Here is a 26,061-nt window from a genome sequence, read left to right as displayed (position 1 = left end):
ACACAGTTATTCTGAAATTTGCGGAATAGGATCACGCTATGAATGTTTTTTCGAAGATTACACTGACGGCATGCGCAGCCATTTCATTTGCGGCGCATGCATCAGCCCAGACAACTTGGATTATGGCATCGGGCTATCCAGAGGATAGTTTTTTCACGCAAAACATCCGCATGTTCATCGAGGAAGTGGAAGAGGCCAGCAACGGTGAACTATCCATTGATCTGCGTTCAAATGGCGAATTGATCAAATTAGATGCAATCCGTCGCGCTGTTCAGGCCGGTCAGATCCAGTTGGGGGAAATTCGGTTTGGGGTCTACGGCAATGAAAGCCCGATGTATGTGCTTGATAGTCTTCCAAATGTTGCAGGCGACTATGAATCATCAGTAAGATTGATGGAGGCACAAAAACCCTGGTTTGATCGTGTTTTCGAAGACGACGGCATGAAGATCCTTGCTTATCAGCCTTGGCCGGGGCAGGGATTTTATACGAAATTTCCAATTGAATCAGTTGAGCAGTTCGATGGTGTGAAAATGCGTATTTACTCCACCTCGACCCAACGGATGGGCGAACTGCTTGGCTTTGACGCAACGATCCTGCCTTATGCAGAGGTGCCACAAGCGTTTTCAACCGGCCTCATTGATGCGCTATTTACATCGGGCCAGACAGGTAACGATATCCAAGCATGGGATTATGTTTCCGATTTCACCTACACTGGCTCGATGCACAACAAAAACGGCATCATCGTAAACCAACGTGCGCTCGGGGCGTTGCCCGAAGACCTGCAAGCCGCGATCATTGCCGCTGGCGAAGCCGCGACATTGCGCGGTTACGAGATGAGCCGCATCGCGGGCGAAAATAGCGTCGCAGTCTTGAAAGAACATGGCATGACGGTGGCAGATGCATCGCCAGAATTGCTACAGGCGCTTGAAGAAATCGGTGAAGTCATGATCGAAGAATGGAGCGCTGAAGCATCCGAGGACGAGCTTGCCGTTCTTGAAGCCTACCGTGCATCGAGCGAATAATTGACGGTTGGCCGGCGGTATTCCGTCGGCTAAATTTCAGGATCAATATATGCGAAAAAACCTCAATAGGCTGTACTCTGTTTGCGGGTTTGCCGCGGCATTCTTCTTGGCATCCATCGCTGTGGTTACGATTGTTCAGATCGTCGCACGGCAGTTTCATGTTGCAATAGAAACCACTGAAGTTGCAGGGTTTTGCCTTGCTGCGTCGACCTTTCTTGGACTTGCGTACACGTTTGCGAACGGGGGACATGTGCGTATTAGTCTTGTGTCGCAATTTTTGCCCAAAGGCGCACATCGGATCATTGAACTGTGGTGTTGTTCGATCGGGATCGCAATTTCAGGGTACGCTGCTTGGCAGATGACACTGTTCACAATTCAATCTTTTGATTTCGGCGATCTTAGTCCCGGAATGGTCGCCATGCCGTTGTGGATACCACAAAGCGGCGTCGCGTTTGGTTTGATCACGTTAACCATCGGTATCGCTGAACAGGCAACGCTTATTTTTTATGGAAAAACAGCGGGTTATGAGGTGAACATAGATGGAGCGGCAGAGTAACACTGATGGATAGCATCACAATAGCCACTATCGTTCTAATCATAAGCTTGCTTGTCTTACTGGGGACCGGCGTGTGGATCGCGTTGTCATTGCTGTCTACAGCTTTGATTATGTTTACCTTTTTTGCACCGCTTGATCCCGGTTCGATTATGTCAGCGACGATGTGGGACGCAAGCTGGGGCTGGGCTTTGACTGCGTTGCCGTTGTTTGTTTGGATGGGCGAAATTCTGATGCGTTCAGGGTTATCATCAAGCCTGTTTCGCGGTTTATCCCCTTGGGTTGCAGGGCTTCCGGGTGGGTTAATGCATGTCAATGTGATTGGTTGCGGTGTTATGGCGGCGGTATCTGGATCGTCAGCGGTCACATGTGCAACTGTTGGCCGAATGAGCATCCCAGAACTGAGCGCGCGTAACTATGATAGACGCATGATGATCGGGTCATTGGCTGGTGCGGGAACGTTTGGTCTGTTGATCCCACCGTCCATTATCATGATTGTCTATGGCGTGATTGCCCAGCAATCTGTCGCGCGGTTATTCATCGCTGGTATTGTCCCCGGGGTGATGTTGATCGTTCTCTTTTCTGGCTATATTGCGATTTGGTCGCGCCTGCACCCTGATAAGCAAGGCGATCAACCCCCGCGCATACCATTCACCGAAAAGCTACGCGCCTCAAAAGAACTGCTGCCTGTTGTCGCGCTGATCATTGCGATCATCGGGTCGATCTATGGTGGGATTGCGACACCAACCGAAGCGGCATCCATTGGTATCGTTGGCGCGCTTATTCTTGCGTTCGTGAATGGCACGATGAGCAAAACAATGTTCATGGAAAGCCTATTATCCGCTACACGGATTTCATGCATGATTTCATTTATTATCGCATGCGCTGCCTGTCTTTCGATTGCGGTTGGCTTTGCAGACCTTCCACGTGCGGCGGCCAATTGGGTAAATCAATTTGACCTTTCAGCCACAGTTCTGATCGTCGTTTTGACGTTTTTTTTCTTGATATTGGGCTGTTTTTTGGAAGGTATATCAATTCTCGTGCTGTCGAGCTCCGTCGTCCTACCAATGATAAAAGCTGCCGGCATCGACCCGATTTGGTTCGGTGTTTACGCTGTTATCGTGATCGAATGCGCGCAGATTACGCCACCAGTTGGTTTCAACCTGATCGTTCTAAAGTCGATGACGGGCAGGGGCATTGGGGAAATCGCACTGGCGACATTCCCATTTCTGTGCGTCTTGCTTTTGGCGATTGTTCTGATCGTTGTGTTTCCGCAAATTGTAACGTTTTTACCTGACTTGATGTTGGGTTGAACCCCACGCCGCCAGTTAAGCATTGTCCGCTGGGCATTATCCAAGCTCCATCGTCGCGATTGCGAAAAGTGTTGCATTCTTTTTGGGGGGCGTGCCGCGATACATGCGCGCTGTCTCAAATATGGGTTCAAACCCGAATGTGATCAGTTGATCTTTGAACTGCGGTTGCCCATCCGTCATATCGATAATGACTTGGTGCGCAGACATATGTTTTGCTGCTGCTGACAGTAATTTTAGTGCGATGTCCGAATTGGGTGCAATGACGGGGCCGACTTTATGTCCGCTTTTACAGCGGCGTATCGTGGCGAAGCCAGTCACAGTGCCGTTCGTTTCGTAAACCAAGGTCTTTCGTTCATCGGTGTCGTTGGTCCAACCCGAAAGGAATGCGTCACGTGCATACCCATTCGCCGCGCCATCCAGCTGCGTAATAACTTCGACGTCTAATTCATAGTTGATTGGCCGTATGTCGTCGGTAAGCACCTGCGGAATACAACCTTGCATTCTTGTACTCGCCCCAGCGAGAGTAAAGCCAGAACGGGCATAGTTCGCCTGCTGCTCTTTTACACCATCCAGCCCGACTGTGCGCGGTCCAGCATGCGCCAGCGCATATTTCCAAAGACCATAACCAATCCCTTTGCCACGATACATGGGACCACAAAGGTAAAGACCAAGAAATGCCATGTCGTCGTTGTGGTTTACGACTGAGATTGCGGCGACAATAGCGCCATCGAGTTCGGCAACGAAAAAACCGTGCATGTCAGTTTGAAAAAACACCGATGCGTCATCAATACCCGGATTCCACCCTTCTGCGGCAGCCCAATCGAGCATGGTATATATTTCTGCTTGGGTGGATGTCCGAAACATTGGTGTCATGACTTTAGCGCTTCATGTAACGAGGAGGGGGCCGATTTCCTTGAGCGGAGGTCAAGAGATGTGAGCAGATCAATGAGATGGCTTTTCATTAACGCTTCGGCTTGATCGCCGTCTTGATTTCGAAAGGCTTCGATCAAGGCGTGATGGGCATGACTTTCACACAGGGCAGCCCGACGTTCCCAGTATAGCGCAATGATTAAAGATGAACGCGAAATAAGTTGTGTAATAAATGCGGCGATTGTTTTTTGGTCTGCAATACGGGCAATCTCAATGTGAAAAAGCCCAGATAGATACAGCGCGCGCCCGCTTTCGCCATTGTCGATTGCAGTATGTTCAGCATCGATATGGTTTTGCAGTGATCTGATGTCTTGCTCTGTCATGCGTTCGGCGGCTGATCGCGCTGTGCGGGGCTCTAACAGCGATCGCGCTTCAAAGACTTCGATCGCCTCGGCGACGGATGGCTGCGCCACAAACGCACCGCGGTTTCGCTTAAGTTCGATCAGGCGGTCGTGCGATAGGCTTTGAAGCGCGGCGCGGATGATTGTCCGACTGACACCATAGACTTCGCTTAGTTCGTCCTCGCCCAGTTTCATACCCGGTATAAGGCGGTGTTCGTGGATCGCGAGTTCGATGGCCTCTGCAACATATTCGGCAGACCCGGATTTAACCTGAGTGTTTTTCATGACTGCATACTCCTCAATTTGATTCTGATCGGGTCTGGTTGGAAGGCCAAGGGAGGATCGTGAATATCTGTCATGATCTAAATTGTATACAATATTGTGATTAAAGTTGCGCACATGCTGATCGCAATTGCTGAAAATTTGCGCATCTCGATGATGAGGGGGTGTGAGCAGTAAAAAAACACTGCACAGCTTTGAATGTTTCGCTGAACGTGAGGATGCAAACATTTTGGAGCGGCAATGCGCACAGGATATGATCTCGAACTTGTCCATCTGACCAAACGCTATGGAGACACTGTGGCGGTGCGGGACTTGAACCACATTTTTAATGCGGGGCGTTACGTTTGTCTGTTGGGGCCGTCAGGGTGTGGAAAATCATCTACGTTGCGGATGATTGCGGGCCACGAAAGCGTTTCAGATGGGTCCATCGTGCTTGATGGCCTGGATGTGTCGCATCTCGCCCCAGCAAAGCGGGGGACGGCAATGATGTTCCAAAACTACGCGCTGTTTCCGCATTTGTCTGTACGTGACAACGTTGCGTTTTCCTTGCGGATGAAGGGTGTTGATAAGCCCACGCGCTATGGTCAAGCGAACGAATTACTCGAACTTGTCGATATGAATGACTATGCGGACCGTCTGCCGGATCAGCTTTCTGGCGGGCAGCAGCAACGGGTGGCGCTGGCGCGTGCATTGATAACCAAGCCGAAGGTGTTGTTGCTGGACGAACCGCTTTCTGCGCTTGATCCGTTTTTGCGGGTGCGTATGCGTGCAGAGCTGAAACGGATACAGCGCGAGCTTGGGATTACGTTTATTCACGTCACGCACGGACAGGACGAAGCGCTTGCATTGGCTGATGTGATGGTCGTTATGAATAACGCAGTCATCGAACAGGCGGGCTCTGCGCGTGATGTTTTCAACGCGCCTCGCACCGAATTTGTCGCCCGTTTCATGGGGGGGCACAACGTTATCTCATTGGATGGCAGCAAAGTCGCGTTGCGTGCCGACGCAGTCACCTTGGCCGACAACGGATTGCCAGCCACCGTTACCGGGGTAGAGTTCCAAGGCGCCCATGTTGCCATGACTGCCACCACAGAAGGCGGTGAGGAGATCCTCGCACTGCTGCCCGAAGAGACTTTTTATCACTCACCAAAAAATCCAGGCGATGCGGTCACGCTCGCTTGGGACGAGGGGCGGCTACACCGCCTCCAAGCATAAATCTAACAACAAGGGACAATAGATATGTCTAAAATGCGTTATAGCCGCCGTGCGGTGTTGAAAAACGGGGCGGCGGCCGTCGCTGCGTCAGCCTTGCCAGCCCCAATGGTTTGGGCCCAAGAAATCAAAGACATAACACTTCGCCAATTTGGCACCGGTGTGTCGAACCTGAATGACGTGGCCAATAAGGTGAAAGAAGACCTTGGTTTCACTCTTGCGATGACTGCGCTGGATAGTGACAGCGTGACCCAGCGCGCGGCGACGCAGCCAGACAGCTTTGATATTGCCGATATTGAATATTGGATTTGTAAAAAGGTCTGGCCGACAGGCAATCTGCAGGCGATGGATACATCAAAAATCGCGAACTACGATAAAATCGTTGGCATTTTTAAGTCCGGAAAACTGACTCCTGAAAGCGAAATCGCGCAGGGGACTGCACCGCATAGCGTTGGCTTTGTTGATGGTCCCGATGGTAACGCATTTGCCGATGAAGAAACGGGTTGGATGACGCTTATCCCGACGATCTATAACGCAGATACGCTGGGTATTCGCCCCGATCTGATCAACCGTCCGATCAACAACTGGTCTGAACTTTTGAACCCTGAATTCAAAGGCAAGGCTTCGATCCTTGATATTTCTTCAATCGGGATCATGGACATGGCCATGGTTTGTGAATCCATGGGCGAAATCCAGTACGCCGACAAAGGCAATATGACCCGTGAAGAAATTGACAAGACTTTTGCGATCTTCACGGAGGCCAAACAAAATGGGCAGTTCCGCGCGTTCTGGAAAACATTCGACGAAAGCGTGAACCTGATGGCGGCGGGCGAGGTCGTGATCCAGTCGATGTGGTCGCCAGCAATCACCGCCGTTAAATCGCGTGGTATTCCGTGCGTCTATCAACCGCTTGAAGAAGGGTATCGTAGTTGGGGTGGTGGTATCGGCCTGTCAAAATCTCTGTCCGGCATGGAGCTGGACGCTGCCTATGAATACATCAACTGGTACCTTGATGGCTGGGTCGGCGGTTACCTGATGCGTCAGGGCTATTATTCTGCCGTGCCTGAGACGTCGAAAAACCACATGTCCGAAAACGAGTGGGGCTATTGGTTCGAGGGCAAGCAAGCCACAGGCGATATTACGTCTCCGACAGGGGATGTGTTGGCTAAGGCTGGTGAAACCCGTGACGGTGGGTCGTTCTATGACCGGATGGGATCAGTCGCTTGTTGGAACGCCGTAATGGACGAAAACCAATACATGGTCCGCAAGTGGAACGAATTCATCGCGTCATAATATAACCGCTGCGGAGGGTGTTCGCCATTCTCCGCAGTAAACGCCCTGATCGAGAGCAACCATGCACCGAACACTTATAACCTGGCTCCAAGCCGCGCCGCTTACTGTGATCCTTTTGGGATTCCTTGTTGCGCCGATCATCATGATTGTCATTGTCAGCTTTTGGGGGGCAACAGAGTTCTCAATTTATCCTGATTTTCAGTTTGAGAATTATCAGTTTTTGTTCAATTCGCCAGTGACTTACAAGGTGTTCTTCGCGACATTTAAATACGCATTCATTACATGGGCCTTTACCTTAGCCATCGGCTTTACCGTCGCATATTTTTTGGCTTTTCATGTGCGCAGTCAAACCACACAAATCGCGCTGTTTTTGCTATGCACCATCCCATTTTGGACATCGAACATCATTCGCATGATTTCATGGATTCCGTTTTTGGGTCGAAATGGGATCGCGAACCAAACCCTGATGTCCTGGGGCGTGATCGATGCGCCGCTTGATTGGTTGTTGTACTCGGATTTCTCGGTGATCCTTGCGTTCGTTCATCTTTACACGCTGTTCATGGTTGTCCCGATATTCAACACTATGATGCGGATCGACAAATCATTGTTAGAGGCCGCGCGTGATGCTGGCGCCAGCGGGTTTCAGACACTGTGCCATCTAATCATTCCGCTGACGAAACCGGGCATTATGATTGGTACCATCTTTGTCGTCACATTGGTGATGGGTGATTTTATCACTGTGCGTTTCATGTCCGGATCGCAAAAGGCGAATGTCGGGCGGCTTATTTCAAATGACATTGCGCTTCTGCAGTATCCTTCCGCGGCTGCGACTGCCGTTGTTTTGTTGTGCACGGTGCTCATCATGATCGCGATCATGTTGCGGTTCGTGAATATCCGAAAGGAATTATAAGATGGAACAACGACCACGGTCTTTCTACGTTCTGGCCAGCTTTTTCGGCCTTTTCATATTGTTCCTTTACGGACCAACACTGACGATTGCCCTTCTATCGTTTCAGGGGCCGCAAGGCGGTCTGACATTTCCAATGAATGGTGTATCGCTATACTGGTTCCGTGACCTATTTGAACAGCAAGCTGTCGGCGATATTTGGGGGGCGTTCCGAAGGTCGCTGATCCTTGGATTTATGGTCATGATCACAACCGTCGTAGGTTCAGTCATGGCTGGTCTGGCTTTCCGCAAAAGGTTTGCGGGTTCTTCGGTGCTGTTTTATCTGGCAATCACGTCACTGGTGATCCCATCTATCTTAATATCCTTGGGCGTCGGTTTGATCTTTAACCAACTGGGGTTTCGGGTGCACTGGGCCACTTCAGGTTTCGGTAGCCAACTGACGTGGACATTGCCCTTTGGCCTGTTGATTATGTTTGCGGTATTTAACCGTTTCGACAAAAGCTATGAGGAAGCCGCACGCGATCAAGGGGCGTCAGCATGGCAAACGATCCGGTTCGTCGTCGTGCCAATCATCTCGCCGTCACTGATCGGGGTGGCGCTGTTTGGATTTACCTTATCCTATGATGAATTTGCGCGCACGTTGCTCACAGCGGGGTCATACAACACGCTACCTCTCGAAATATTCGGCATGACGACCAATGTGACCACTCCGGTTATCTACGCGCTGGGAACATTGACAACGCTATTCTCACTTTGTGTGATAGGCTTCTTTTTGTTTGTCGTTTGGATATTGGGAAAGCGGCGTTCGCGGTTTGGTTCTGATGCAGGGAAGGGGCTTTGATGAAAATTGTCCTGATGAACCCGAACGCCACGAACGCGATGACGCAAAGCATGTTGGCAGTAGCACGTGCAGCCGCACCCGCCGAAGTTCAGGTATCAGGCTGGACTAACAGCGATGGCCCAAAGGCGATACAAGGGCGCGAAGATGGAGAGGCCGCGACAAAGGGATTGCTCGCAGGTCTTATGTCCGAAGATGTTAAGAACGCTGACCTGATCATCATTGCTTGCTTTGACGATGTCGGGCTTCCAGAAATGCGGCACAGGGCCCATTGCCCGGTGATAGGCATTGGACAAGCCGCATATACCATGGCTGTACTTTTGGGGCAGGGCTTTTCAGTGGTCACATCCACGGATGTATCGATACCGGTCATCGAAGAAAACATAGAAGCCCTTGGATTTAGCAAAAACTGCAAGTCCATTCGCGCCAGTGGTCTTCCTGTACTGACAATCGAGGAAGCTTCCGAAGATACTTGCGATACGCTGTCCAAAGAAATCTTAGCCACGAAGCATGAAGACGGAAGCACGACCGTGATTTTAGGCTGTGCTGGCATGGCAGCATTACACAAAAAACTCGAAGCGAACACCGGAATGGTCCTGATCGACGGTGTCAGGGCTTCAGTCCTACTCAGTTTGGCTGTTGTGAGCGCTACGTGAAGTGCGACTCTTGTTGGTCTTATGGTAGGGTGCTCATCGCATTTCCTCCATCATCTTTTCGCGGAAGACTTCGGTCGGTGTTTTCCAACCGAGGCATTTGCGGGGGGTGTTGTTGAGGCGATCGGATATATCTTTGATGTCCTGATCCGTCATTGATCTGATGTCTCGTTTGCGCGGCAGCCAACGTCGGGCGCGGCGATTGGTGTTCTCGACGGTGCCTTTTTGCCAGGGTGAGGAGGGATCGCAGAACCATGTCTGTGTCCCAATCTCAGCTTGGAGACGCGGCCAGTTCATGAACTCTGATCCACGATCAAAGGTGATTGAACGGCGTGCTTGATAGGGCAAGTCTTTGATGGCCTCAACACGCGCGCCATTTCATCAACAGGGACCTTTGCGTGTCTCCAGCGTTCTATTCTGCGACGTTCTGTGATACTCAACTGCGTATAAGTCGTTCCCATATCGATTCCTCTCGTCAGATAACGTACTGTTTTCTAACAAGAGTCGCAGTTGAAGGTAGCGCGCACCTGCTACAGACCAAAAGTCGCATAATCAGTATTATGTTAAATACTTAAGCTGAACGAGAAGAGACTTTGGCATCTACAAAACAATCAGTTTAAATGTTCTTCTGAAAACGCTAGTACAAACCGCAGGTATAAAATCGGCCGAGGCAACATGACCGACGACAATAATAACGCATATACGGATGACACTCGCGTTGATGATAAAAAGCTTAAGGCTAATCAAATAACACAGCCTTTGTGGTTTGCAGAGCTTGCTCCTGGAGGAACAGGTGAAGGTTTTTTTGAAAAAGGAACGCGCCATTCCATCATGTTCGTGAAGCGCCTACGACCTGTCCTGCTGGTCAGCTTTGATAATCTTTCGAATGTTTCCGATGACAGCCCTGAACGTGTGCCTTGGGGTTTCAAGTACGCCCAAGACCAAAGCATATCTCATCTTGGGGTCTTTGCACACGGCAAGCTCTGGTATCGCGATCCGGCTTTGATCGCACGTATGCAAGAGCTCGCAGCCACCGGTTTTTTTGACGGATATGATCGTGTCGTGTTTGCCGGTGCATCAATGGGTGCATTCGCGGCGCTTGTGTTTGCGTCATTGGTTCCGGGCGCGCATGTATTGGCGTTCAACCCGCAATCTACGCTGGATGCAAAGTTGGTCCCTTGGGAAGAACGGTATTGGATCGGACGCCGCCAAGATTGGACGCTCCCGCTAAGCGATGCAAAGGGAATTCTAAACGAATGCGGCCCGATTAGCGTCTTTTATGATCCTTATTTCGCCCCCGATCACAAGCATTTTGAACGTATCGCAGGTCATAATGTCACGCCCTATAAATGCTGGTTTTCAAATCACAAGTCTGCAGTATTCCTTCGTAAAATCGACGCACTAAAGCCGTTAATGCATGCAGGACTATTTGGCGAAATCACACCGCAGATGTTCTATCAACTGTACCGTGGGCGGCGTAACCTTCCTTGGTACGCAGGATCACTTCAGAAATACTACGCTGAGAGCGGTCGCGAGCAGATGGCAAATTTGGTCCGATCAAGTTTCCGCCGATACAAACGATCATTGCAGTAACGGTAGGTGAATATGACCGAGCCTTACACAGTCCTTCATGGTGGGTTTCACAAAACAGCATCGACGTATCTGCAGCGGATTCTTCACCGAAACCAAGGCTTTATGGACAAACGCGGGGTTCACTATGTGCATCACCGCGTGATGCGAAAGCAGTTTACCGTACCCTGCCAAGAAAATAGTTATCTAAATCTTGGCATCAAACGCAATGACATCATCGAAGCCGCAGAGCTTCGCGATCTGACGTCAGCGTTCTTCGAACCTCTCAAAGAACGTAATCCCGAAAGGCTGATCCTAAGCGACGAGAACCTAGCCGGACACTGCGGACACTGCGCAAAACGCGGTGCACTTTATCGCTTCCGTGACGCATTCATGAGCGTCACCGCCCGTGAAATTCCATTTACCGTACGTGAAGTCCACCTCGCGGTAAGAAACTATCCCGATTTTTACGCCGCAGCCTATGTCGAATATATCAGGTCTTTACGAGCCATCAGCCCAACTGTGATTTTTCCAAATGTAATGGTTGATCGCGTCATGAATAACCTTTTGGGCTGGAACGGTGTGATCACGCAGGTTCAAAAGTACTTTCCCAAAGCCAAAATCTATATTTGGAAATTTGAAGATTTTCGCGATGATCCCAACATGGCCAATCAAATTATCAGAAATCTTGCAGGACCAACTATTGATATAACTAAGTTTAAAACACCCAAGGATGACCGAAGACGGCCATCTGCATCTGCTCGCGCAATGAATGAAATCCAAAAACTGATTTTATCGGTTGGTATTGCAGAAGCGGCTAGTCAAATTCGTAGCATCCAAGAACAGTTTCCACGTAATGCAGAGAACGCAGGATTTGACCCTTGGAGCGACTGGGAGCGCAAACATCTGTCTAATCTGTACGAAAATGACATCGCGCGTCTTGGCAATGACCCGGCTGTAACGATTGTTAAGTCCGACCCCCTATTTTCCTAGCTGTAGAAATAGTGGGAACTATTTGATATATTTCCCTTTTGACCAGTGGGTTAAAGGTGATAAAGGATGCTTATGAAACGCTCTTTTCTTATCCTGAATGGCCCGAATCTGAACCTGCTTGGCACACGCCAACCCGAAGTGTACGGTACGACGACACTAAAAGATGTCGAAGACCTGTGCGCAGTAAAGGCAGACACGCTTGGCGTCGACATCGCGTTCGAGCAAAGCAATCATGAAGGTGTCATGATTGATTTGATGCATGCTGCCCGCGGAAAACACGCTGGCATCATTTTGAATGCGGGCGCGTACACGCACTCTTCTGTCGCGCTCATGGATGCAATTTCAAGCATTATGCTGCCAGTGATAGAATTGCACTTATCAAACATTCACGCCCGTGAAGCGTTCAGGCAAACGTCATATATATCCAAGGTTTGCGTTGGCCAAATATGTGGATTTGGCGCTGCCGGCTATCCGCTGGCGATGCAAGCATTGAACGAATATTTGGGTGACTCTGCATGAGAAGCCTCGTTGATCAGCTATCCCGGTTGACCAACGCCCGCTCTGTCGAAGAGTTGTGGAAACTTCATACCGAACAAATGGAAAATTATGGGTTTGACCGATTAATGTATGGTTACACCCGTTACCGCACATCAAGTTCGCTAGGTGATCCGCAGGATTGGGTTCTCCTATCATCCCAAACACCTGAATATATGAAGGTCTTCTTTGACGAAGGCTATTACTATCATGCGCCTATGCTGAAGTGGGCGCTTGCCAATGACGGGGCTTGTAGCTGGCGCTGGATGATGGATATGGGCCGGATTGATAACCTCACGCCTAGCGAATTGCGCGTGATGGAATTCAATCGAAAAATGAAAGTGACGGCAGGTTACACTGTTAGCTTTCGATCTATTTCTGAACGGACCAAAGCAGCGATTGCGCTGACTGCAAGGCCAGGGATTACGCAAGATACCGTTGAGCAGACTTGGGCAAAACATGGCGACGAAATCATTGTCATGAACAATGTCATGCACTTAAAACTGCTGACCCTGCCCTACACTGGCGAACGGCACCTGACGAAACGGCAGCGCGAGGTGCTGCAGTGGGTTGGCGATGGTAAAACAACGCAAGACATCGCAGTTCTGCTTGAGCTAACGCCCGCAACAGTCGAAAAACACCTAAGGCTCGCAAGAGAGGCTTTGGATGTCGAAACGACGGCACAAGCCGTTCTTAAAGCAGCATTCTACAATCAGATGTTTGTAATGGACGTTGAACCGTAACAAGTTCGCCCGCCTCACCCACCAAAAATTTAAGACATTTTGTTGCTTTTGACCTTACGGCAAAAAATACAATACTACGCGAGGTCAGGTTTACCTGACTTTCGTAACGTAGCGTCATTTGACACACTATAGAGGTTCCGTGAGTGGTGGCCTTAGGCCTGGGAACAGCGAATTGGACCCTTGCGATTTCAAGGCCCTGCAGTTCGTGCCGGTTATCCGGACGCTGATGTCTTGGGTTTGCCTTTGGGCATCAGCACCCCCTGATGATTGCGCGTCTCGTCCCGAAATTGGACGTGCATTAATCATAGCGGCACCGTGTCTTTTCCCGAGCACGGTGCCGCGTCATCATTTACATTTAGTTACCCTAAATGCTGTAGGCATACATAGGCTCGAGATAGTCGGCGTAGACATCGGGAACTTCGTCAATAGTATCATAGGTTGTCACAACTGGCCCCGTCTCAGCATACTCAGTTACCTGGAATTGCCACGGATCGCTGCCATCAACGTCTTTTTCGATCCGTGCAGCCTTTTCATCCTCGTCAAAGAAGACGTAAATTTCGTCTCCATTGTCGAGCGCTGTAGCGGAAATCTCCAACGTTCCATCTGGCGCATAGGCGTACATCTTTGCAGCCCAGTCATATACCCCACCCATACCGTCGTCGGTGTCCATCCGAACAACTAGCGATAACGTACCGTCTTCATACTGTGCATTGCGTGATGAACCATCGTCATAAAGAGTAGTTGCTTGCGCGATGTTGCCATTTTCGTCGTAGTTGAAGACAATAGAATCCCAATTCATGCTATCTTCGAGATCCTGCTTTACGGTCTCCTGTCGAGCTCCTTCGGTATAGTATTCGTTTTTCACGACACCGTTATCATATACGGTCTCGCGATTCTCGACCTGACCTGACGCGTCGTAGTACGTCTCAATACTGTCCCAAACATACGCCCCTTCGTCACCCGTTGGTGCTTCCCATGGCCGGTAGCCATCGGTCTGAGACATGAACTGCCGGACACCATTTTCAAAGTCTTCGTATTTGAACTGGCCGTTGTCATATGTTGTCTCGCGATGCTCGACCTGACCTGACGCGTCGTAGTACGTCTCAATAGAACTGACTGAATTATGCCACCTGCGTAGGTATCAGTTTTCTGAATGCCGTTGTCGTAGTTCGTTATCATTTCTTGAATGATGCCGTTTTCGTCATAAGTCGTTTCAATACTATCCCAAGAATACTGGTCGTCTGTATCGGTAATGATTGTAGAGCTCATATTTGTATCCACTTTGAATGTACGCACAACGCATGATTGCACATCTATTTCTTAGCGAAACCCTTAAATAGATCATAAGACAAAAAAATGGGGCGCTCTGATCAGTTCAGAGAGCCCCATTAAAATACTAATTGGATTAGACTATTAGCTGTTCAGCTTTGCAACTTCTGCGGCGAAATCTTCTTCGACTTTTTCAACGCCTTCGCCAACTTCTAGGCGGGCGTAGCCTGTGATTTCAACGCCAGCTTCTTTGGCCGCATCCGCGACTGTCAGATCAGGGTTCACGACGAATTGCTGGTTCAACAAAGTGATTTCAGCCATGTATTTCTTCATACGGCCAACGATCATCTTTTCGATCACAGCTTCTGGCTTACCAGATTCACGTGCGATATCGATTTGAACTTGCTTTTCTTTTTCAACGACAGCTGGGTCAAGATCAGCTTCTGAAAGTGCCGCAGGGTTTGCAGCAGCGATGTGCATTGCGACCTGACGGCCGAATTCCGCGTTATCGCCGTTCAGTGCGACAAGAACACCAATGTTGCCCATGCCAGGCGCTGCGGCGTTGTGCACGTAGTTTACAACTGATGCACCTTCGAGAGCCGCCATGCGGCGCACAGACATGTTCTCACCGATCACAGCAACTGCATCGGTTACGGTCTGCTCAACGGATTTGCCGTCCATATCAGCAGCCTTCAGCGCGTCAACGTCAGACACACCCAAAGCAACGTTTGCGATGCCGGAAACCATTTTCTGGAAGTCAGCATTTTTACCAACAAAGTCGGTTTCAGAATTCACTTCGACAGCGATCCCTTTGCCTTCTTTGACGGCAACAGCCACAAGACCCTCAGCAGCCGTACGGCCGGATTTCTTAGCAGCTTTTGCAAGACCTTTAGTGCGCAGCCAATCAACCGCGGCTTCCATGTCGCCATCAGTTTCTGTCAGCGCTTTTTTCGCGTCCATCATGCCTGCGCCAGTGCTGTCGCGCAGTTCTTTCACCATTGCAGCGGTGATTGCCATGTTACTTCTCCTTAAACGGAATTCATTGATCTGCGGGAGGGGGGATACGCCCCCTACCCGACCGTTTTGTGACGCTTATTCAGCAGCGGCTTATTCAGCAGCGGCTTATTCAGCAGCGGCTTATTCAGCAGCGGCTTCTTCAGCAACGACTTCTTCTGCGAACTCTTCCATTGCGCCCATGTCAACGCCAGCTGCACCCAGCTGAGCGGACATACCGTCAAGCGCTGCACGTGCAGCCAGATCGGTGTAAAGCGCGATGGCACGTGCAGCGTCATCGTTACCTGGAATGACGTAGTCTACGCCGTCAGGTGAACAGTTGGTATCAACAATAGCTACAACTGGGATGCCCAGTTTCTTAGCTTCTGCGATGGCCAGATCTTCTTTGTTGACGTCGATGACGAAAATCAGGTCAGGAACGCCGCCCATTTCGCGGATACCGCCAAGTGATGCTTCTAGTTTGCCTTGCTCACGCTCCATGCCAAGACGTTCTTTCTTGGTCAGACCCGCAAATCCAGTTGCAGACGCTTCGTCGATGGCTTTCAGGCGGTTGATAGACTTTGAAACAGTCTGCCAGTTTGTCAGCGTGCCCCCCAACCAACGGTGGTTCATGTAGAACTGCGCAGATTTTTCAGCAGCGTCCATGATTGGCTTTGCAGCTTGACGCTTTGTGCCAACGAAAAGAACGCGGCCGCCCTTTGCGACAGTGTCACGGATAACTTGCAAAGCCTGGTCCAGCATTGGAACAGTCTGTGTCAGGTCCATGATGTGGATACCGTTACGTGAGCCGTAGATGTACTGACCCATTTTAGGGTTCCAGCGGGCGGTCTGGTGACCAAAGTGTACGCCTGCTTCAAGCAGTTGGCGCATGGAGAACTCAGGAAGAGCCATGTCTTTTTTCCTTTTCCGGTTTCAACCTCAGCGGGGGATTAGCGTGTTGCCAACCGGTGGATCCTTTGGGATTTGTCCCCATTGGACCCGCCCCCGCCTGCGGGATTAAGTGCGTGCGCTTTAACCGGGCTTTGCGCCGGACGCAACCCTTTGGCTGCCTCCGGCGGGAGTATTTTATACAAAGCGAGGTGATATCTTACAAAAAGACCCGCTCAACGAACCAATACGCCCCGACCGCCGCGATTGCGACAGATGCAGGAATTGCGACAAGACGGCGGTATGCGTCAACTTGATCGCGAAAATGGATGGATGCTGCACATAAAGCAAAAACCATCGCCAATGGCGCTGCGAAGACCCAAACGGGACCTTCGATCAAAGTTTGCAATGGCGCGGGGTTCAAAACAGCAAGTGCGAGTGCCGCAATAAGCAACACCGTATAGAGCGCAAAGCCCTGCCCTACTTCATTTGCACCGCGATCAACGCGCAGCGCCTGCCAAATACACAAGAACATGACAGCAATTACCGCAAGTTGCCCTACTTCGACCCCGACATTGAACCCAATGAGTGCCGGGATAAACGCGTTTTCGGGCAGTCCGAATTCCGCCAAAACAGAGGCGAAACCAAGCCCGTGAAGCAATCCAAAACCGAATACCACGACAGGTCGCCACCGGCTTAGCCCTTTTGCATAAATATTTTCGAGCGCGACAAACACGATGGACGCCGCAATAAGCGGTTCGACCACGCTGCCGGGCAACCGCACATATCCAAGCGCAGCCAATGCCAGCGTCAGCGTATGCGCCAAGGTGAACAACGAAACCTGCGTCAACAAAGGTCGGATGCGCGCAGATAAGAAAAACAGCCCGAGCACAAATAAGATATGGTCCAAACCTTTAGGGACGATGTGATCAAAGCCGATCGGAATATAGGACCCAAATACATGCAAACCAGACTGTGCCGATCCACCATTAATCAAGAAAGGTTCCGATAACGCACCGCCCGACAAGGTGCCCGTATATGGATCATTAGCGATGTCGTTCTGGCGTACAATTAATGTACCGTATGCAGGCACCCAGCCGATTTGAAACGTTTCGGCGTCCTCAGGGTATGTTCCGACAAGCGTAAGGCGGGTCATACGTACGGACGTTTCGTCTTCGGCGCCATAAACAATGGTGCCGTTGTCATTTAGTATCGTAGGTTTGCCATCGACCAAAAACGTAAAATTTTCTATAAATTGCGGCCAGTAGGCGTCAAACCGATCTGCAATGTCCTGCGGTGTTAACGTACGCAGCGCGTCGTAATCTTGGGCATTGGTCGCTGTATCTGTGTCTTCGACAGTATTTAGGTCAACACCGGCCAGCATGGCCTCTGCGTTGACGTCTAGTTCAATCATGACAACGCCGTCCTCGGCCCGCAAATTTAAAATGCTTGGAAAGACTTCATGCGCCCTCGCGGACGTGCCTGTCATCACAATAACCGTGATCATGCTTGACATCAGCGCATGAAAGACAACCCTTGCAACGTTGGATAAGGAAACACCTATGCGCATTTTAGCTCTTCTCTTTTCATTGTTGGCCGTTCCTGCAACCGCACATGAGTTCTGGCTTGAACCAACGGCTTATCAGATAGCCGCGGACGGTAACCTTGAGGCACATATTGTCAATGGCCAGAATTTCGCGGGAACCAAGCAGGTGTTTTTTCCACAACGTTTTGAACATTTCGCAGTCATCGCTGGCGGGACGGGCGTAAATGTTCGTGGACGTGCCGGAGATCGACCAGCGCTGAACCAAGCACCTGCTGCTGAAGGTCTAAACATCGTCGCGTATCAGGCGCGTAACGCGACGGTCGATTACGCAACTTGGGAAAAATTTCAAAACTTTGTTGATCATAAAGACTTTGGCGATGTGTTGACGCGCCAAAGGGAACGTGGATTGCCCGAAGCTAACTTCAAAGAAGTGTATTCACGCTATTCCAAGACATTAATTGGCGTTGGGAATGCTGCCGGTGCCGATCACCGTGTGGGGCTGGAAACTGAACTCGTTGCCCTGACGAACCCCTACACGGATGACTTGGATAACGGCTTCACGGTTCAATTGTTTTATCGTCAGGACGTGCGCGCAAATGTGCAGATCGAGGTCTTTGACAAGGCGGCCGACGGTACTGTCGAAGTTTCATATTTCCAAACCAATGATGATGGTATTGCAACTTTTCCAGTCACCGGTGGCAATAGCTATATGGTCGATGCAGTTGTGTTGCGCGAACCGACTGATGAATTGCAAGAGCAAACTGGCGCCGTTTGGGAAACGCTGTGGGCAAACCTGACATTTGGCGTCCCCGAATGAGAACTAGCCTTCGTCAAAAAGCTACCGCCGTTTGTGACCAAAAAATCGCACAAAAAGGTGACGGTGTTGGGTTGTCTTTCTATGCATTTTTTGCAAACCGCAATGATGATCCTGCCTTGCTAATGGAGGCCGCGACTTGGTGGATCGAAACCCATAAATTGGACCATTTTGAAAAGGCGGTAAAAATTCGTCAAATGATGCAAGATGGGCTGTGACGGACGCTTGCGCATCGTTCCCGGCTCGGTCAGAACGGGCGCATGACACAACAAGCTGACATTCTTTGTATTGGTTCGGTCCTTTGGGACGTGATTGGACGCACGGCAAGTTCAATGCGTGTAGGCTCTGATGTTCCGGGGCGCATTACGCGGCTTCCGGGTGGCGTTGCGATGAACATTGCAATGACCCTACGGCGTTTTGGTATGACCCCTGCCTTACTTACCGCAATTGGGCGTGATGCTGAGGGCGATGAACTGGTTGCAGAAGCCACCCGCATGGGAATGGTGTGCGATCATATTTATCGCTCCGAAGACCTGCCTACGGATGTGTATATGGCGGTTGAAGGCGCGAATGGCTTGATCGCCGCAATCGCTGACGCGCATTCGCTAGAAGCCGCAGGTAATAAGATTTTGCGCGCGATGGCAAACGGTGCACTTGGCACAGCTGACGTGCCGTATAGCGGCACCGTTGCACTGGATGGCAATCTGACCGAGGAGCTCTTGCAAGACATCGCGGGATCAAACTTGTTCCAACATGCAGACCTACGCGTTGCGCCAGCATCACCGGGCAAAGCGGAACGGTTGTTGGCGCTTCTTGGTCACCCATCAGCAACATTGTACGTCAATCTCGAAGAGGCCGGGCTACTGTGCCACATGCAATTTGATGATAGCGCCAGTGCCGCGGCTGCGCTGATCCAACGTGGTGCGCACCGCGTGCTTGTCACAGATGGCGGCAAATCCGCATCAGAAGGTACGCAAGGTGACATCATCACGCAAACCCCACCTGCTGTCATGGTCACGCGTGTGACTGGCGCAGGCGACACATTTATGGCGGCACACATAGCGTCAGAGTCAGAGGGCATGAACCGCGCGACAGCCTTGACACGTGCACTAAACGCCGCAGCGACATACGTATCCGGAGAAACACCACTATGACCATTCCAATTCATTACAGCGCCGAAGTTGCACATGCGCGCGCGGACGGTCGTCCGATTGTCGCACTCGAAAGCACGATCATTACTCACGGCATGCCATTTCCTCAGAATGTCGAAACTGCCCGTATCGTAGAAGACGATGTCCGCAAGGCTGGTGCCGTTCCCGCCACGATCGCTGTGATTGACGGATTGCTTCATGTTGGACTTGAGCCTGAACAATTGGACAGTCTTGGGCAGGCCCAAAACGTCGCAAAGCTATCACGTGCCGACATGGCGGCATGTATCGCAACAGGTGGTACGGGTGCCACGACGGTTGCGGCGACAATGATCGCTGCGCATCTGGCGGATATTCATATATTCGCTACTGGTGGAATTGGCGGCGTGCATCGGGGCGCTGAACTCAGCTTTGATATTTCTGCAGACCTACAGGAACTGGCGCAAACACCTGTCACAGTCGTCGGCGCTGGCGCGAAGGCAATTCTTGATCTACCCAAGACGTTTGAGGTGCTCGAAACGCTGGGTGTGCCTGTCATCGCATATGGGCAAGATGTGCTACCCGCCTTTTGGTCTGCCACGTCTGACATCGCGGCGCCATTGCGGATGGACACCGCCGAAGATATCGCGCGCGCGCAAACCACGCGCACGGCAATGGGTCTTAAGGGTGGACAGTTGGTTGCCAACCCAATCCCGCAAGCGGATCAGATTACGGCAGAAACGCTTGCTCCGATCATCGCGCAAGCCTTGGCTGAAGCGGATGAACAGAGCGTCAGCGCGAAAGCTGTCACACCATTCCTGTTAGGACGCATTTTCGAACTGACCGAAGGACGGTCACTCACTGCAAATATTGCGCTTGTTCGAAACAATGCGCGGCTAGCTGCACAAATAGCCATCGAAATGGTAAAACTGGGCTGATATCAAACACCATAAGGTTGTGGCTTGGTCCGGTAGTACATAGATGTCCATTAAAGATATTTGAGATAGTGAAATGACCAACGCGACTCCTGACGACCCTAAGCGCCGTGGTAAGTTGCGCATATTTTCAGCCTTACGCAGTAACTTTTTGGCGGGACTTATCATTGTCGCGCCCATTGGGCTGACCCTTTGGCTGATTTGGACTGTTGTCGGTTGGATCGATAGCTGGGTTTGGCCCTTTGTTCCCGATGCCTACCACCCCGAAGAGCTTGTTAACCGACTTCTAAACCGGGGGCCGGGTGACGAAATTACCGTGAACGTGCGTGGCATTGGCGTATTCATCTTTTTGATTTTCACGGTGATGGTTGGCTGGACGGGCAAGGGGCTGATCGGGCGTTCGTTTATACGCATCGGTGAACGGTTTGTGGACCGTATGCCGGTCGTGCGCTCTATCTATAACGCCGCAAAACAGCTGGCCGAAACTGTGTTTTCACAACGCGACACGTCGTTTGATAAGGCTTGTATGGTTGAATATCCACGTAAGGGTATTTGGGCAATTGCATTTGTATCAACAAATGCCAAAGGCGAAATCGACGCCAAACTATCAAATGGCGAACCTGTTGTGACGGTATTTCTACCCACGACGCCTAACCCGACATCAGGCTTTTTGCTGTTCTTACCTCAAAGCGAGGTGAAGTTCTTGGACATGACGGTCGAGGATGCCGCGAAGCTTGTGATTTCGGCCGGTCTTGTCTATCCGAACAAAAAACAAACGCCCGAAATTGTCGAAAGTGACGCTTAAGTGTTCAGTGCTGCTATTACGGGTTTTTTCACGGGCTTTAGTCTTATTTTAGCGATCGGCGCACAGAACGCATTTGTATTGCGGCAAGGCTTAGCGCGGAATCATGTATTCTTACTTTGCTTGTTATGTGCGGGTTCTGACGCGCTTTTGATTGCGGCTGGCGTTCTGGGGTTTGGCGTGATCGTTGAACTGTACCCTCTTCTGCCGCAAATCATGACATGGGGCGGTGCCGCATTCCTGATCGTTTATGGCGCGATACGTCTTTGGGCGGCTTACAAAGGGGAATACGCCATGCAGATCGCCGGGCAATCCGCCGGATTGTGGGCAACGTTAGGCACCGTCGCTGCGCTGACATGGCTTAACCCACATGTGTATTTGGACACACTCGGTTTAATCGGTGCGATTTCGGTCCAATACGATGACGTCGCCCAGAAAACCGTTTTTGGGATTGGCGCAATCACGGCGTCTTTTGTCTTTTTCTTCAGCTTAGGTTACGGCGCACGACTGTTGGCGCCAATAATGCAATCCGCGAAGGCATGGCAATTCTTGGATGTGCTCATCGGTGTCGTCATGTGGCTTTTGGCGTTTAAGCTGCTTAGCTAAACATGTCTGCCAAATCCACGGTGCTTTGATTGTTCAAGTCGCCTTTGTGCTGCGATAAGAACGCATGTGCCGCAGCTTCGCCCGCTTCGCGCAGGCGGCTTAACACGACGGGCGTTGGAATGGTTTTGGTCGCGACGTTGAGTTCGTTCATCAAACCATCATCCGCGATCATATGCACCAAGACGCTTTTCATAGCACCCTCGGGTACTGATCCTTCACGGATCAGACGTTGCACAAACGCAATCGCGCGAAGTTCACGTAGTAACGAGCTGTTAAAACTGATCTCATTTATCCGATTATGAATGCCCTGTACGTCTTCTGGAACATCTTCACGGTAAAGCGGGTTGATGTTCACAACTAAAACGTCGCTAGGCAGATGTTTTTCAAACAATGGGAATAACGCTGGGTTACCAGTGTATCCACCATCCCAGAACGCCTCTGTTTTACCTGTTTTCGGGTCTGTAAATTCGACTGCCTGAAACATCGTGGGTAAGCAGGCAGATGCCATGATCACATTAGGACAGATTTCCACATCATTGAAAACACGTATTTTTCCAGACCGAACGTTCGTTGCGCAAATATAAAGTTCAGGCCCTTCATCTCGGCAGATTTTATCGTAATTGAATTTGTTGACGATTGCCTCAAGTGGGTTGCGAAGTGCTGGGCCGTAGATATAGGGCGACATCATGCGCGTCGTAAAATCAAAGGCGGCGTAAGCGGGCGAATATTTCAGTGTCTTGGCCCAAACATGCGCTGTCGGAGCAAGCGACGCGATCCAGTCAGAAAGGCTTGGGTCCGTAACGGCACCCACCTGCCCCCAAAGCCATTCGAGGTTATCTATCGCGCCTTGTCGGCCGCCATCGACCCAACCAGATTTCAACGCAGCAGCATTCAAAGCGCCGGCAGACGTGCCCGAAATCGCCGCGATTTCAATATCTTCTTCCGCAAGAAGACGCGACAACACCCCCCAAGTGAACGCGCCATGCGCACCACCGCCCTGAAGCGCGAGGTTGATACGTTTCACAGTGCGGTCCAACCGCCATCGACACTAATGGTGGTGCCGGTAACCTGCGCCGCGGCATCAGAACAAAGATACAAAGCCGTACCGCCCAACTGTTCGGTCGTCGCAAATTCTTTTGATGGTTGCCGTTCTAGCATGACGTTTTTAATCACGTCTTCACGGGACATGTCGTATTCTTTCATCGTGTCAGGGATCTGCGCCTCGACCAAAGGGGTCAGAACATAACCCGGACAGATCGCGTTGCATGTGATGGGTTCTTGCGCGGTTTCAAGGCCGATTGTTTTCGTGAAACCGACAATCCCGTGTTTTGCAGCAACATAGGCGGATTTATACGGTGACGCGGTCAGTCCATGAGCGGATGCAATGTTGATAATCCGCCCCCAGCCCTTTTCACGCATACCAGTGATTGCAGCTGCAGTTGTATGAAAAGCAGAGCTTAGGTTAATCGCGATGATCGCATCCCATTTTCCCGCCGGAAATTCTTCGACTGGGGCCACGTGTTGAATACCGGCGTTATTCACCAAAATATCACAACCGCCAGCATCAGCTATCAACCGACGACATTCATCGCCCTTCGACATGTCGGCTTGAATGTAACGCGCAGTCACCCCAGTTTCTTGAGCGATTTCAGCAGCAAGAGCATGGTCTTCGGCCGTATCAGTGTAGGAATTTAGCACCACATTGATGCCTGCCTTAGCCAATTCACGGGCAACACCCAGCCCGATACCTGAATTTGAGCCTGTGATAATCACGGTTTTGCCTGAAAGTGACATGGAATCTGCTCCGTCATGTTGCGTTACGACTCAGTCTACATGCTGCAACTGCAAAGGCCACCGATTGTTAGAATAGCCAATAAAAAAACGCCCGCACAAGGCGGGCGTAAAGTTATTGAGGCAGGTTTCATACAGGCAAGAAACCTATCGAGCAGTGACTCCTTTATAAGCAATCACTTGCGCGGCTCCAAGCTAAAAGTTTGAAAACGCACAAAAGCCGCTTTACGATCAGTTTTAATAACCAAATCAAACCAACGGGGCATCACAATTATGACATCGCATTTTCATTACAGCTGGCGAGGTTTGGCAACTTCCTTAATGCTCTTCGCCACAGGCACAACAGCGGTCGCCGAACCCCAGCATGGCATAGCTATGTATGGCGATCCTGCCCTTCCACCGGATTTTGTGTCCCTGCCCTATGCAAATGCGAATGCCCCGACGGGCGGCCACATTGTCACCGCCGAAGTCGGCAGTTTTGACAGCCTAAATCCATTCATCCGGAAAGGGTCAGTTCCGTGGCAGTTACGCTTCTTTATCGGCGAAAGTTTTATGGGCCGAAGCCTAGATGAACCGTTCACACTCTACGGTGTTTTGGCCGAATCGGTTGAAACCGGACCGAATCGCGAATGGGTTGAATTCACGTTGCGCGAAGGCACGCAATTCTCGGATGGTAGCCCGCTCACAATCGAAGATGTGATGTGGTCTTATGAAACGCTGGGCACAATTGGACACCCGCGCTATCTGGGCTTCTGGTCCAAGGTTGAAAGCATGGAACAGACTGGTGATCGGTCCGTCCGGTTTACCTTCAATGTCGAAGATCGTGAGCTGGCGTTGCTTGCTGGGATGCGCCCAATTTTGAAAAAGGCACAATGGGAAGGCGTGGATTTCGCCGAAAGCACGACAGACATCGTACCAATCACATCAGCCCCTTACATTATCGATGACTTTGAACCGGGGCGTTTTGTTTCGCTAAAACGTAATCCAGACTATTGGGGCGCCGACGTTCCATTTCGGGTCGGCACCAATAACATCGACGAAATACGCCTTGAATTCTTTGGCGATGAAACGGCGGCATTTGAGGCGTTCAAGGTTGGTGAAGTGAATTCAAACCGTGAATTCAACGTGGCGCGTTGGGATACATGGTACAACTTCCCGGCGGTTCAAAATGGCGATGTGATCAAATCTGTTCTCGGCCATGAACGCCCATCTGGTATGACAGGGTTTGCGATGAACACCCGCAAAGCCATATTTGCTGATTGGCGCGTACGCGATGCAATGCTGCATGCGTTTAATTTTGAATTCATCAACCAAGCCCTAACAGGTTCAGTCCAGCCGCGGATCACGTCATATTGGTCTAACTCACCGCTTAGCATGTCGCATGGTCCTGCCGAAGGGCGTGTGCGCGAATTTCTAGAACCTTTCGCCGATGAGCTGATCCCTGGCACATTAGAAGGCTATAGCCTGCCTGTCGCAGATGGCAGCGAACGGAACCGCGCAGGGACGCGCGCCGCATTGGATCAAATGGAAGCAGCCGGTTGGACTGTGCAAGACGGCGTGATGAAAAACGAAGCTGGTGACGAATTCACATTCGATATCCTTCTTGATCAAGGAGCAACCGAAAATCAGACGATCATCGATATGTATGTTGAATCGCTGTCACGTATTGGTGTCACCCCGACAGTAACTGTTGCCGACAGTGCGCAATTCAAAGAACGCACTGACGCCTATCAATTTGACATGGTTTACTATCGCCGGGGTGTGTCGCTCTCGCCTGGCAACGAGCAATTTAACTACTTCGGTTCCGAAGACGCCGATCAAACCGGAGGCCGTAACCTGATGGGGGTCAAATCACCCGCAGTGGACGCGATGATTGGTCGGCTTCTTACCTCAGATAGCCAAGATGACTTTGTCGCGGCTGTGAAAGCCTTGGATCGGTCACTGACTGCAGGACGCTATGTTATCCCTATCTACCAGTGGAACATTAGCCGTATCGCGCATTCCAAAAACCTTCACTTCCCCGACACAATGCCAATTTTTGGCGATTGGCCAGGCTGGCAGCCAGACGTCTGGTGGTACTCTGAAGACTAAAGCGTTCCCCTTAGCC

The 26,061-nt window shown here is 50.8% G+C and carries 27 protein-coding genes and 1 pseudogene; 19 read left to right on the top strand and 9 right to left on the bottom strand.

All coding sequences use genetic code 11. The features are described from left to right. Nucleotides 1-38 precede the first annotated feature (38 nt). The 3 genes from CYQ09_RS04665 to CYQ09_RS04655 are packed head-to-tail and all read left to right on the top strand — an operon-like array spanning nt 39 to nt 2,888. Nucleotides 39-1,022 (top strand): TRAP transporter substrate-binding protein, encoded by a 984-nt coding sequence (locus tag CYQ09_RS04665; RefSeq protein WP_106744236.1) that lies wholly within the window; start codon nt 39-41, stop codon nt 1,020-1,022. A 49-nt stretch (nt 1,023-1,071) separates the two neighbouring features. Continuing rightward, entirely contained in the window at nt 1,072-1,578 is a 507-nt protein-coding gene (locus CYQ09_RS04660; RefSeq protein ID WP_106744235.1) for a TRAP transporter small permease, read from the top strand. A 5-nt stretch (nt 1,579-1,583) separates the two neighbouring features. Further along, entirely contained in the window at nt 1,584-2,888 is a 1,305-nt protein-coding gene (locus CYQ09_RS04655; protein ID WP_106744234.1) for a TRAP transporter large permease, read from the top strand. Between the two features lie 36 nt (nt 2,889-2,924). On the opposite strand, the gene CYQ09_RS04650 is transcribed toward CYQ09_RS04655, so the two are convergent. Beyond that, nucleotides 2,925-3,761: a GNAT family N-acetyltransferase gene (locus tag CYQ09_RS04650; RefSeq protein WP_239495848.1), complete on the bottom strand. Its 837-nt coding sequence runs from the start codon at nt 3,759-3,761 to the stop codon at nt 2,925-2,927. After that, entirely contained in the window at nt 3,758-4,444 is a 687-nt protein-coding gene (locus tag CYQ09_RS04645) for a GntR family transcriptional regulator (RefSeq protein ID WP_106744233.1), read from the bottom strand. Before CYQ09_RS04645 ends, CYQ09_RS04650 begins: the two co-directional genes overlap by 4 nt. Nucleotides 4,445-4,681: 237 nt before the next feature. Here CYQ09_RS04645 and CYQ09_RS04640 point away from each other — a divergent pair, with 237 nt between their 5' ends. From CYQ09_RS04640 to CYQ09_RS04620, 5 genes are all read left to right on the top strand, one after another. After that, a complete protein-coding gene (locus CYQ09_RS04640; protein ID WP_106744232.1) occupies nt 4,682-5,656 on the top strand; it encodes an ABC transporter ATP-binding protein in 975 nt (324 codons plus the stop codon). A 24-nt stretch (nt 5,657-5,680) separates the two neighbouring features. Continuing rightward, nucleotides 5,681-6,946 (top strand): ABC transporter substrate-binding protein, encoded by a 1,266-nt coding sequence (locus CYQ09_RS04635; RefSeq protein WP_204353900.1) that lies wholly within the window; start codon nt 5,681-5,683, stop codon nt 6,944-6,946. A 61-nt stretch (nt 6,947-7,007) separates the two neighbouring features. Beyond that, a complete protein-coding gene (locus tag CYQ09_RS04630; RefSeq protein ID WP_106744230.1) occupies nt 7,008-7,856 on the top strand; it encodes an ABC transporter permease in 849 nt (282 codons plus the stop codon). A gap of 1 nt (nt 7,857) precedes the next feature. Beyond that, the gene (locus CYQ09_RS04625; protein WP_106744229.1) at nt 7,858-8,694 is read left to right on the top strand and encodes an ABC transporter permease; all 837 of its coding nucleotides are present in this window, start codon (nt 7,858-7,860) and stop codon (nt 8,692-8,694) included. Beyond that, on the top strand, nt 8,694-9,347 hold the full coding sequence (locus tag CYQ09_RS04620) for an aspartate/glutamate racemase family protein (protein WP_106744228.1): 654 nt from the start codon (nt 8,694-8,696) through the stop codon (nt 9,345-9,347). The genes CYQ09_RS04625 and CYQ09_RS04620 overlap by 1 nt, the downstream gene beginning before the upstream one ends. A 33-nt stretch (nt 9,348-9,380) precedes the next feature. Here the strand turns inward: CYQ09_RS04620 and CYQ09_RS04615 are convergent. Beyond that, a pseudogene (locus CYQ09_RS04615) lies at nt 9,381-9,701 on the bottom strand (IS30 family transposase); the annotation flags it as partial. Between the two features lie 318 nt (nt 9,702-10,019). Between CYQ09_RS04615 and CYQ09_RS04610 the strand changes: the two are divergent. From CYQ09_RS04610 to CYQ09_RS04595, 4 genes are all read left to right on the top strand, one after another. Next, a complete protein-coding gene (locus tag CYQ09_RS04610; RefSeq protein WP_106744227.1) occupies nt 10,020-10,937 on the top strand; it encodes a hypothetical protein in 918 nt (305 codons plus the stop codon). A 12-nt stretch (nt 10,938-10,949) separates the two neighbouring features. Beyond that, complete coding sequence (locus tag CYQ09_RS04605; protein ID WP_106744226.1) at nt 10,950-11,906, top strand: hypothetical protein; 957 nt, start codon at nt 10,950-10,952, stop codon at nt 11,904-11,906. 72 nt (nt 11,907-11,978) lie between these two features. Beyond that, nucleotides 11,979-12,425, top strand: coding sequence for a type II 3-dehydroquinate dehydratase (gene aroQ / locus CYQ09_RS04600; RefSeq protein WP_106744585.1), 447 nt, complete (start codon nt 11,979-11,981; stop codon nt 12,423-12,425). After that, nucleotides 12,422-13,183: a LuxR family transcriptional regulator gene (locus CYQ09_RS04595; RefSeq protein WP_106744225.1), complete on the top strand. Its 762-nt coding sequence runs from the start codon at nt 12,422-12,424 to the stop codon at nt 13,181-13,183. Before aroQ ends, CYQ09_RS04595 begins: the two co-directional genes overlap by 4 nt. Before the next feature lie 364 nt (nt 13,184-13,547). Here the strand turns inward: CYQ09_RS04595 and CYQ09_RS04590 are convergent, their stop codons facing one another. From CYQ09_RS04590 to CYQ09_RS04575, 4 genes are all read right to left on the bottom strand, one after another. Then, complete coding sequence (locus CYQ09_RS04590; protein WP_106744224.1) at nt 13,548-14,186, bottom strand: hypothetical protein; 639 nt, start codon at nt 14,184-14,186, stop codon at nt 13,548-13,550. A 410-nt stretch (nt 14,187-14,596) separates the two neighbouring features. Beyond that, complete coding sequence (tsf, locus tag CYQ09_RS04585; protein WP_106744223.1) at nt 14,597-15,469, bottom strand: translation elongation factor Ts; 873 nt, start codon at nt 15,467-15,469, stop codon at nt 14,597-14,599. Between the two features lie 120 nt (nt 15,470-15,589). Next, nucleotides 15,590-16,357, bottom strand: a complete 768-nt coding sequence (rpsB, locus tag CYQ09_RS04580) for a 30S ribosomal protein S2 (RefSeq protein WP_106744222.1) — start codon at nt 16,355-16,357, stop codon at nt 15,590-15,592. Between the two features lie 196 nt (nt 16,358-16,553). Then, nucleotides 16,554-17,747, bottom strand: a complete 1,194-nt coding sequence (locus CYQ09_RS04575; RefSeq protein ID WP_239495847.1) for a HupE/UreJ family protein — start codon at nt 17,745-17,747, stop codon at nt 16,554-16,556. Nucleotides 17,748-17,895: 148 nt separating this feature from the next. Between CYQ09_RS04575 and CYQ09_RS04570 the strand changes: the two genes are divergently transcribed. From CYQ09_RS04570 to CYQ09_RS04545, 6 genes are all read left to right on the top strand, one after another. Further along, nucleotides 17,896-18,696: a DUF4198 domain-containing protein gene (locus CYQ09_RS04570; protein ID WP_106744221.1), complete on the top strand. Its 801-nt coding sequence runs from the start codon at nt 17,896-17,898 to the stop codon at nt 18,694-18,696. After that, nucleotides 18,693-18,911 carry a DUF6500 family protein gene (locus CYQ09_RS04565; RefSeq protein ID WP_106744220.1) on the top strand — a complete coding sequence of 73 codons (219 nt, stop codon included), beginning with the start codon at nt 18,693-18,695 and terminating at the stop codon, nt 18,909-18,911. Before CYQ09_RS04570 ends, CYQ09_RS04565 begins: the two co-directional genes overlap by 4 nt. Nucleotides 18,912-18,953: 42 nt before the next feature. Further along, a complete protein-coding gene (locus tag CYQ09_RS04560; protein WP_106744219.1) occupies nt 18,954-19,847 on the top strand; it encodes a PfkB family carbohydrate kinase in 894 nt (297 codons plus the stop codon). Continuing rightward, the gene (locus tag CYQ09_RS04555; RefSeq protein ID WP_106744218.1) at nt 19,844-20,758 is read left to right on the top strand and encodes a pseudouridine-5'-phosphate glycosidase; all 915 of its coding nucleotides are present in this window, start codon (nt 19,844-19,846) and stop codon (nt 20,756-20,758) included. The genes CYQ09_RS04560 and CYQ09_RS04555 overlap by 4 nt, the downstream gene beginning before the upstream one ends. A 73-nt stretch (nt 20,759-20,831) precedes the next feature. After that, the gene (locus tag CYQ09_RS04550) at nt 20,832-21,560 is read left to right on the top strand and encodes a DUF502 domain-containing protein (RefSeq protein ID WP_106744217.1); all 729 of its coding nucleotides are present in this window, start codon (nt 20,832-20,834) and stop codon (nt 21,558-21,560) included. Further along, complete coding sequence (locus CYQ09_RS04545; protein WP_106744216.1) at nt 21,561-22,163, top strand: LysE/ArgO family amino acid transporter; 603 nt, start codon at nt 21,561-21,563, stop codon at nt 22,161-22,163. Here the strand turns inward: CYQ09_RS04545 and CYQ09_RS04540 are convergent. After that, entirely contained in the window at nt 22,156-23,187 is a 1,032-nt protein-coding gene (locus CYQ09_RS04540; protein ID WP_106744583.1) for a patatin-like phospholipase family protein, read from the bottom strand. The two genes, CYQ09_RS04545 and CYQ09_RS04540, sit on opposite strands and share 8 nt — an antisense overlap. Further along, a complete protein-coding gene (locus tag CYQ09_RS04535; protein WP_106744215.1) occupies nt 23,184-23,957 on the bottom strand; it encodes a 3-hydroxybutyrate dehydrogenase in 774 nt (257 codons plus the stop codon). Before CYQ09_RS04535 ends, CYQ09_RS04540 begins: the two co-directional genes overlap by 4 nt. A gap of 318 nt (nt 23,958-24,275) precedes the next feature. Here CYQ09_RS04535 and CYQ09_RS04530 point away from each other — a divergent pair, with 318 nt between their 5' ends. Further along, nucleotides 24,276-26,045, top strand: a complete 1,770-nt coding sequence (locus CYQ09_RS04530) for an extracellular solute-binding protein (protein WP_430383323.1) — start codon at nt 24,276-24,278, stop codon at nt 26,043-26,045. The last annotated feature ends 16 nt before the right edge of the window (nt 26,046-26,061 follow it).

It is taken from the genome of Yoonia maritima (genome assembly GCF_002933395.1).
In the GTDB taxonomy this organism is placed as follows: Bacteria; Pseudomonadota; Alphaproteobacteria; order Rhodobacterales; family Rhodobacteraceae; genus Yoonia; species Yoonia maritima_A.
The sequence above is the reverse complement of the archived record's forward strand: the minus strand, read 5'-3'. Positions and strand labels throughout refer to the sequence as shown.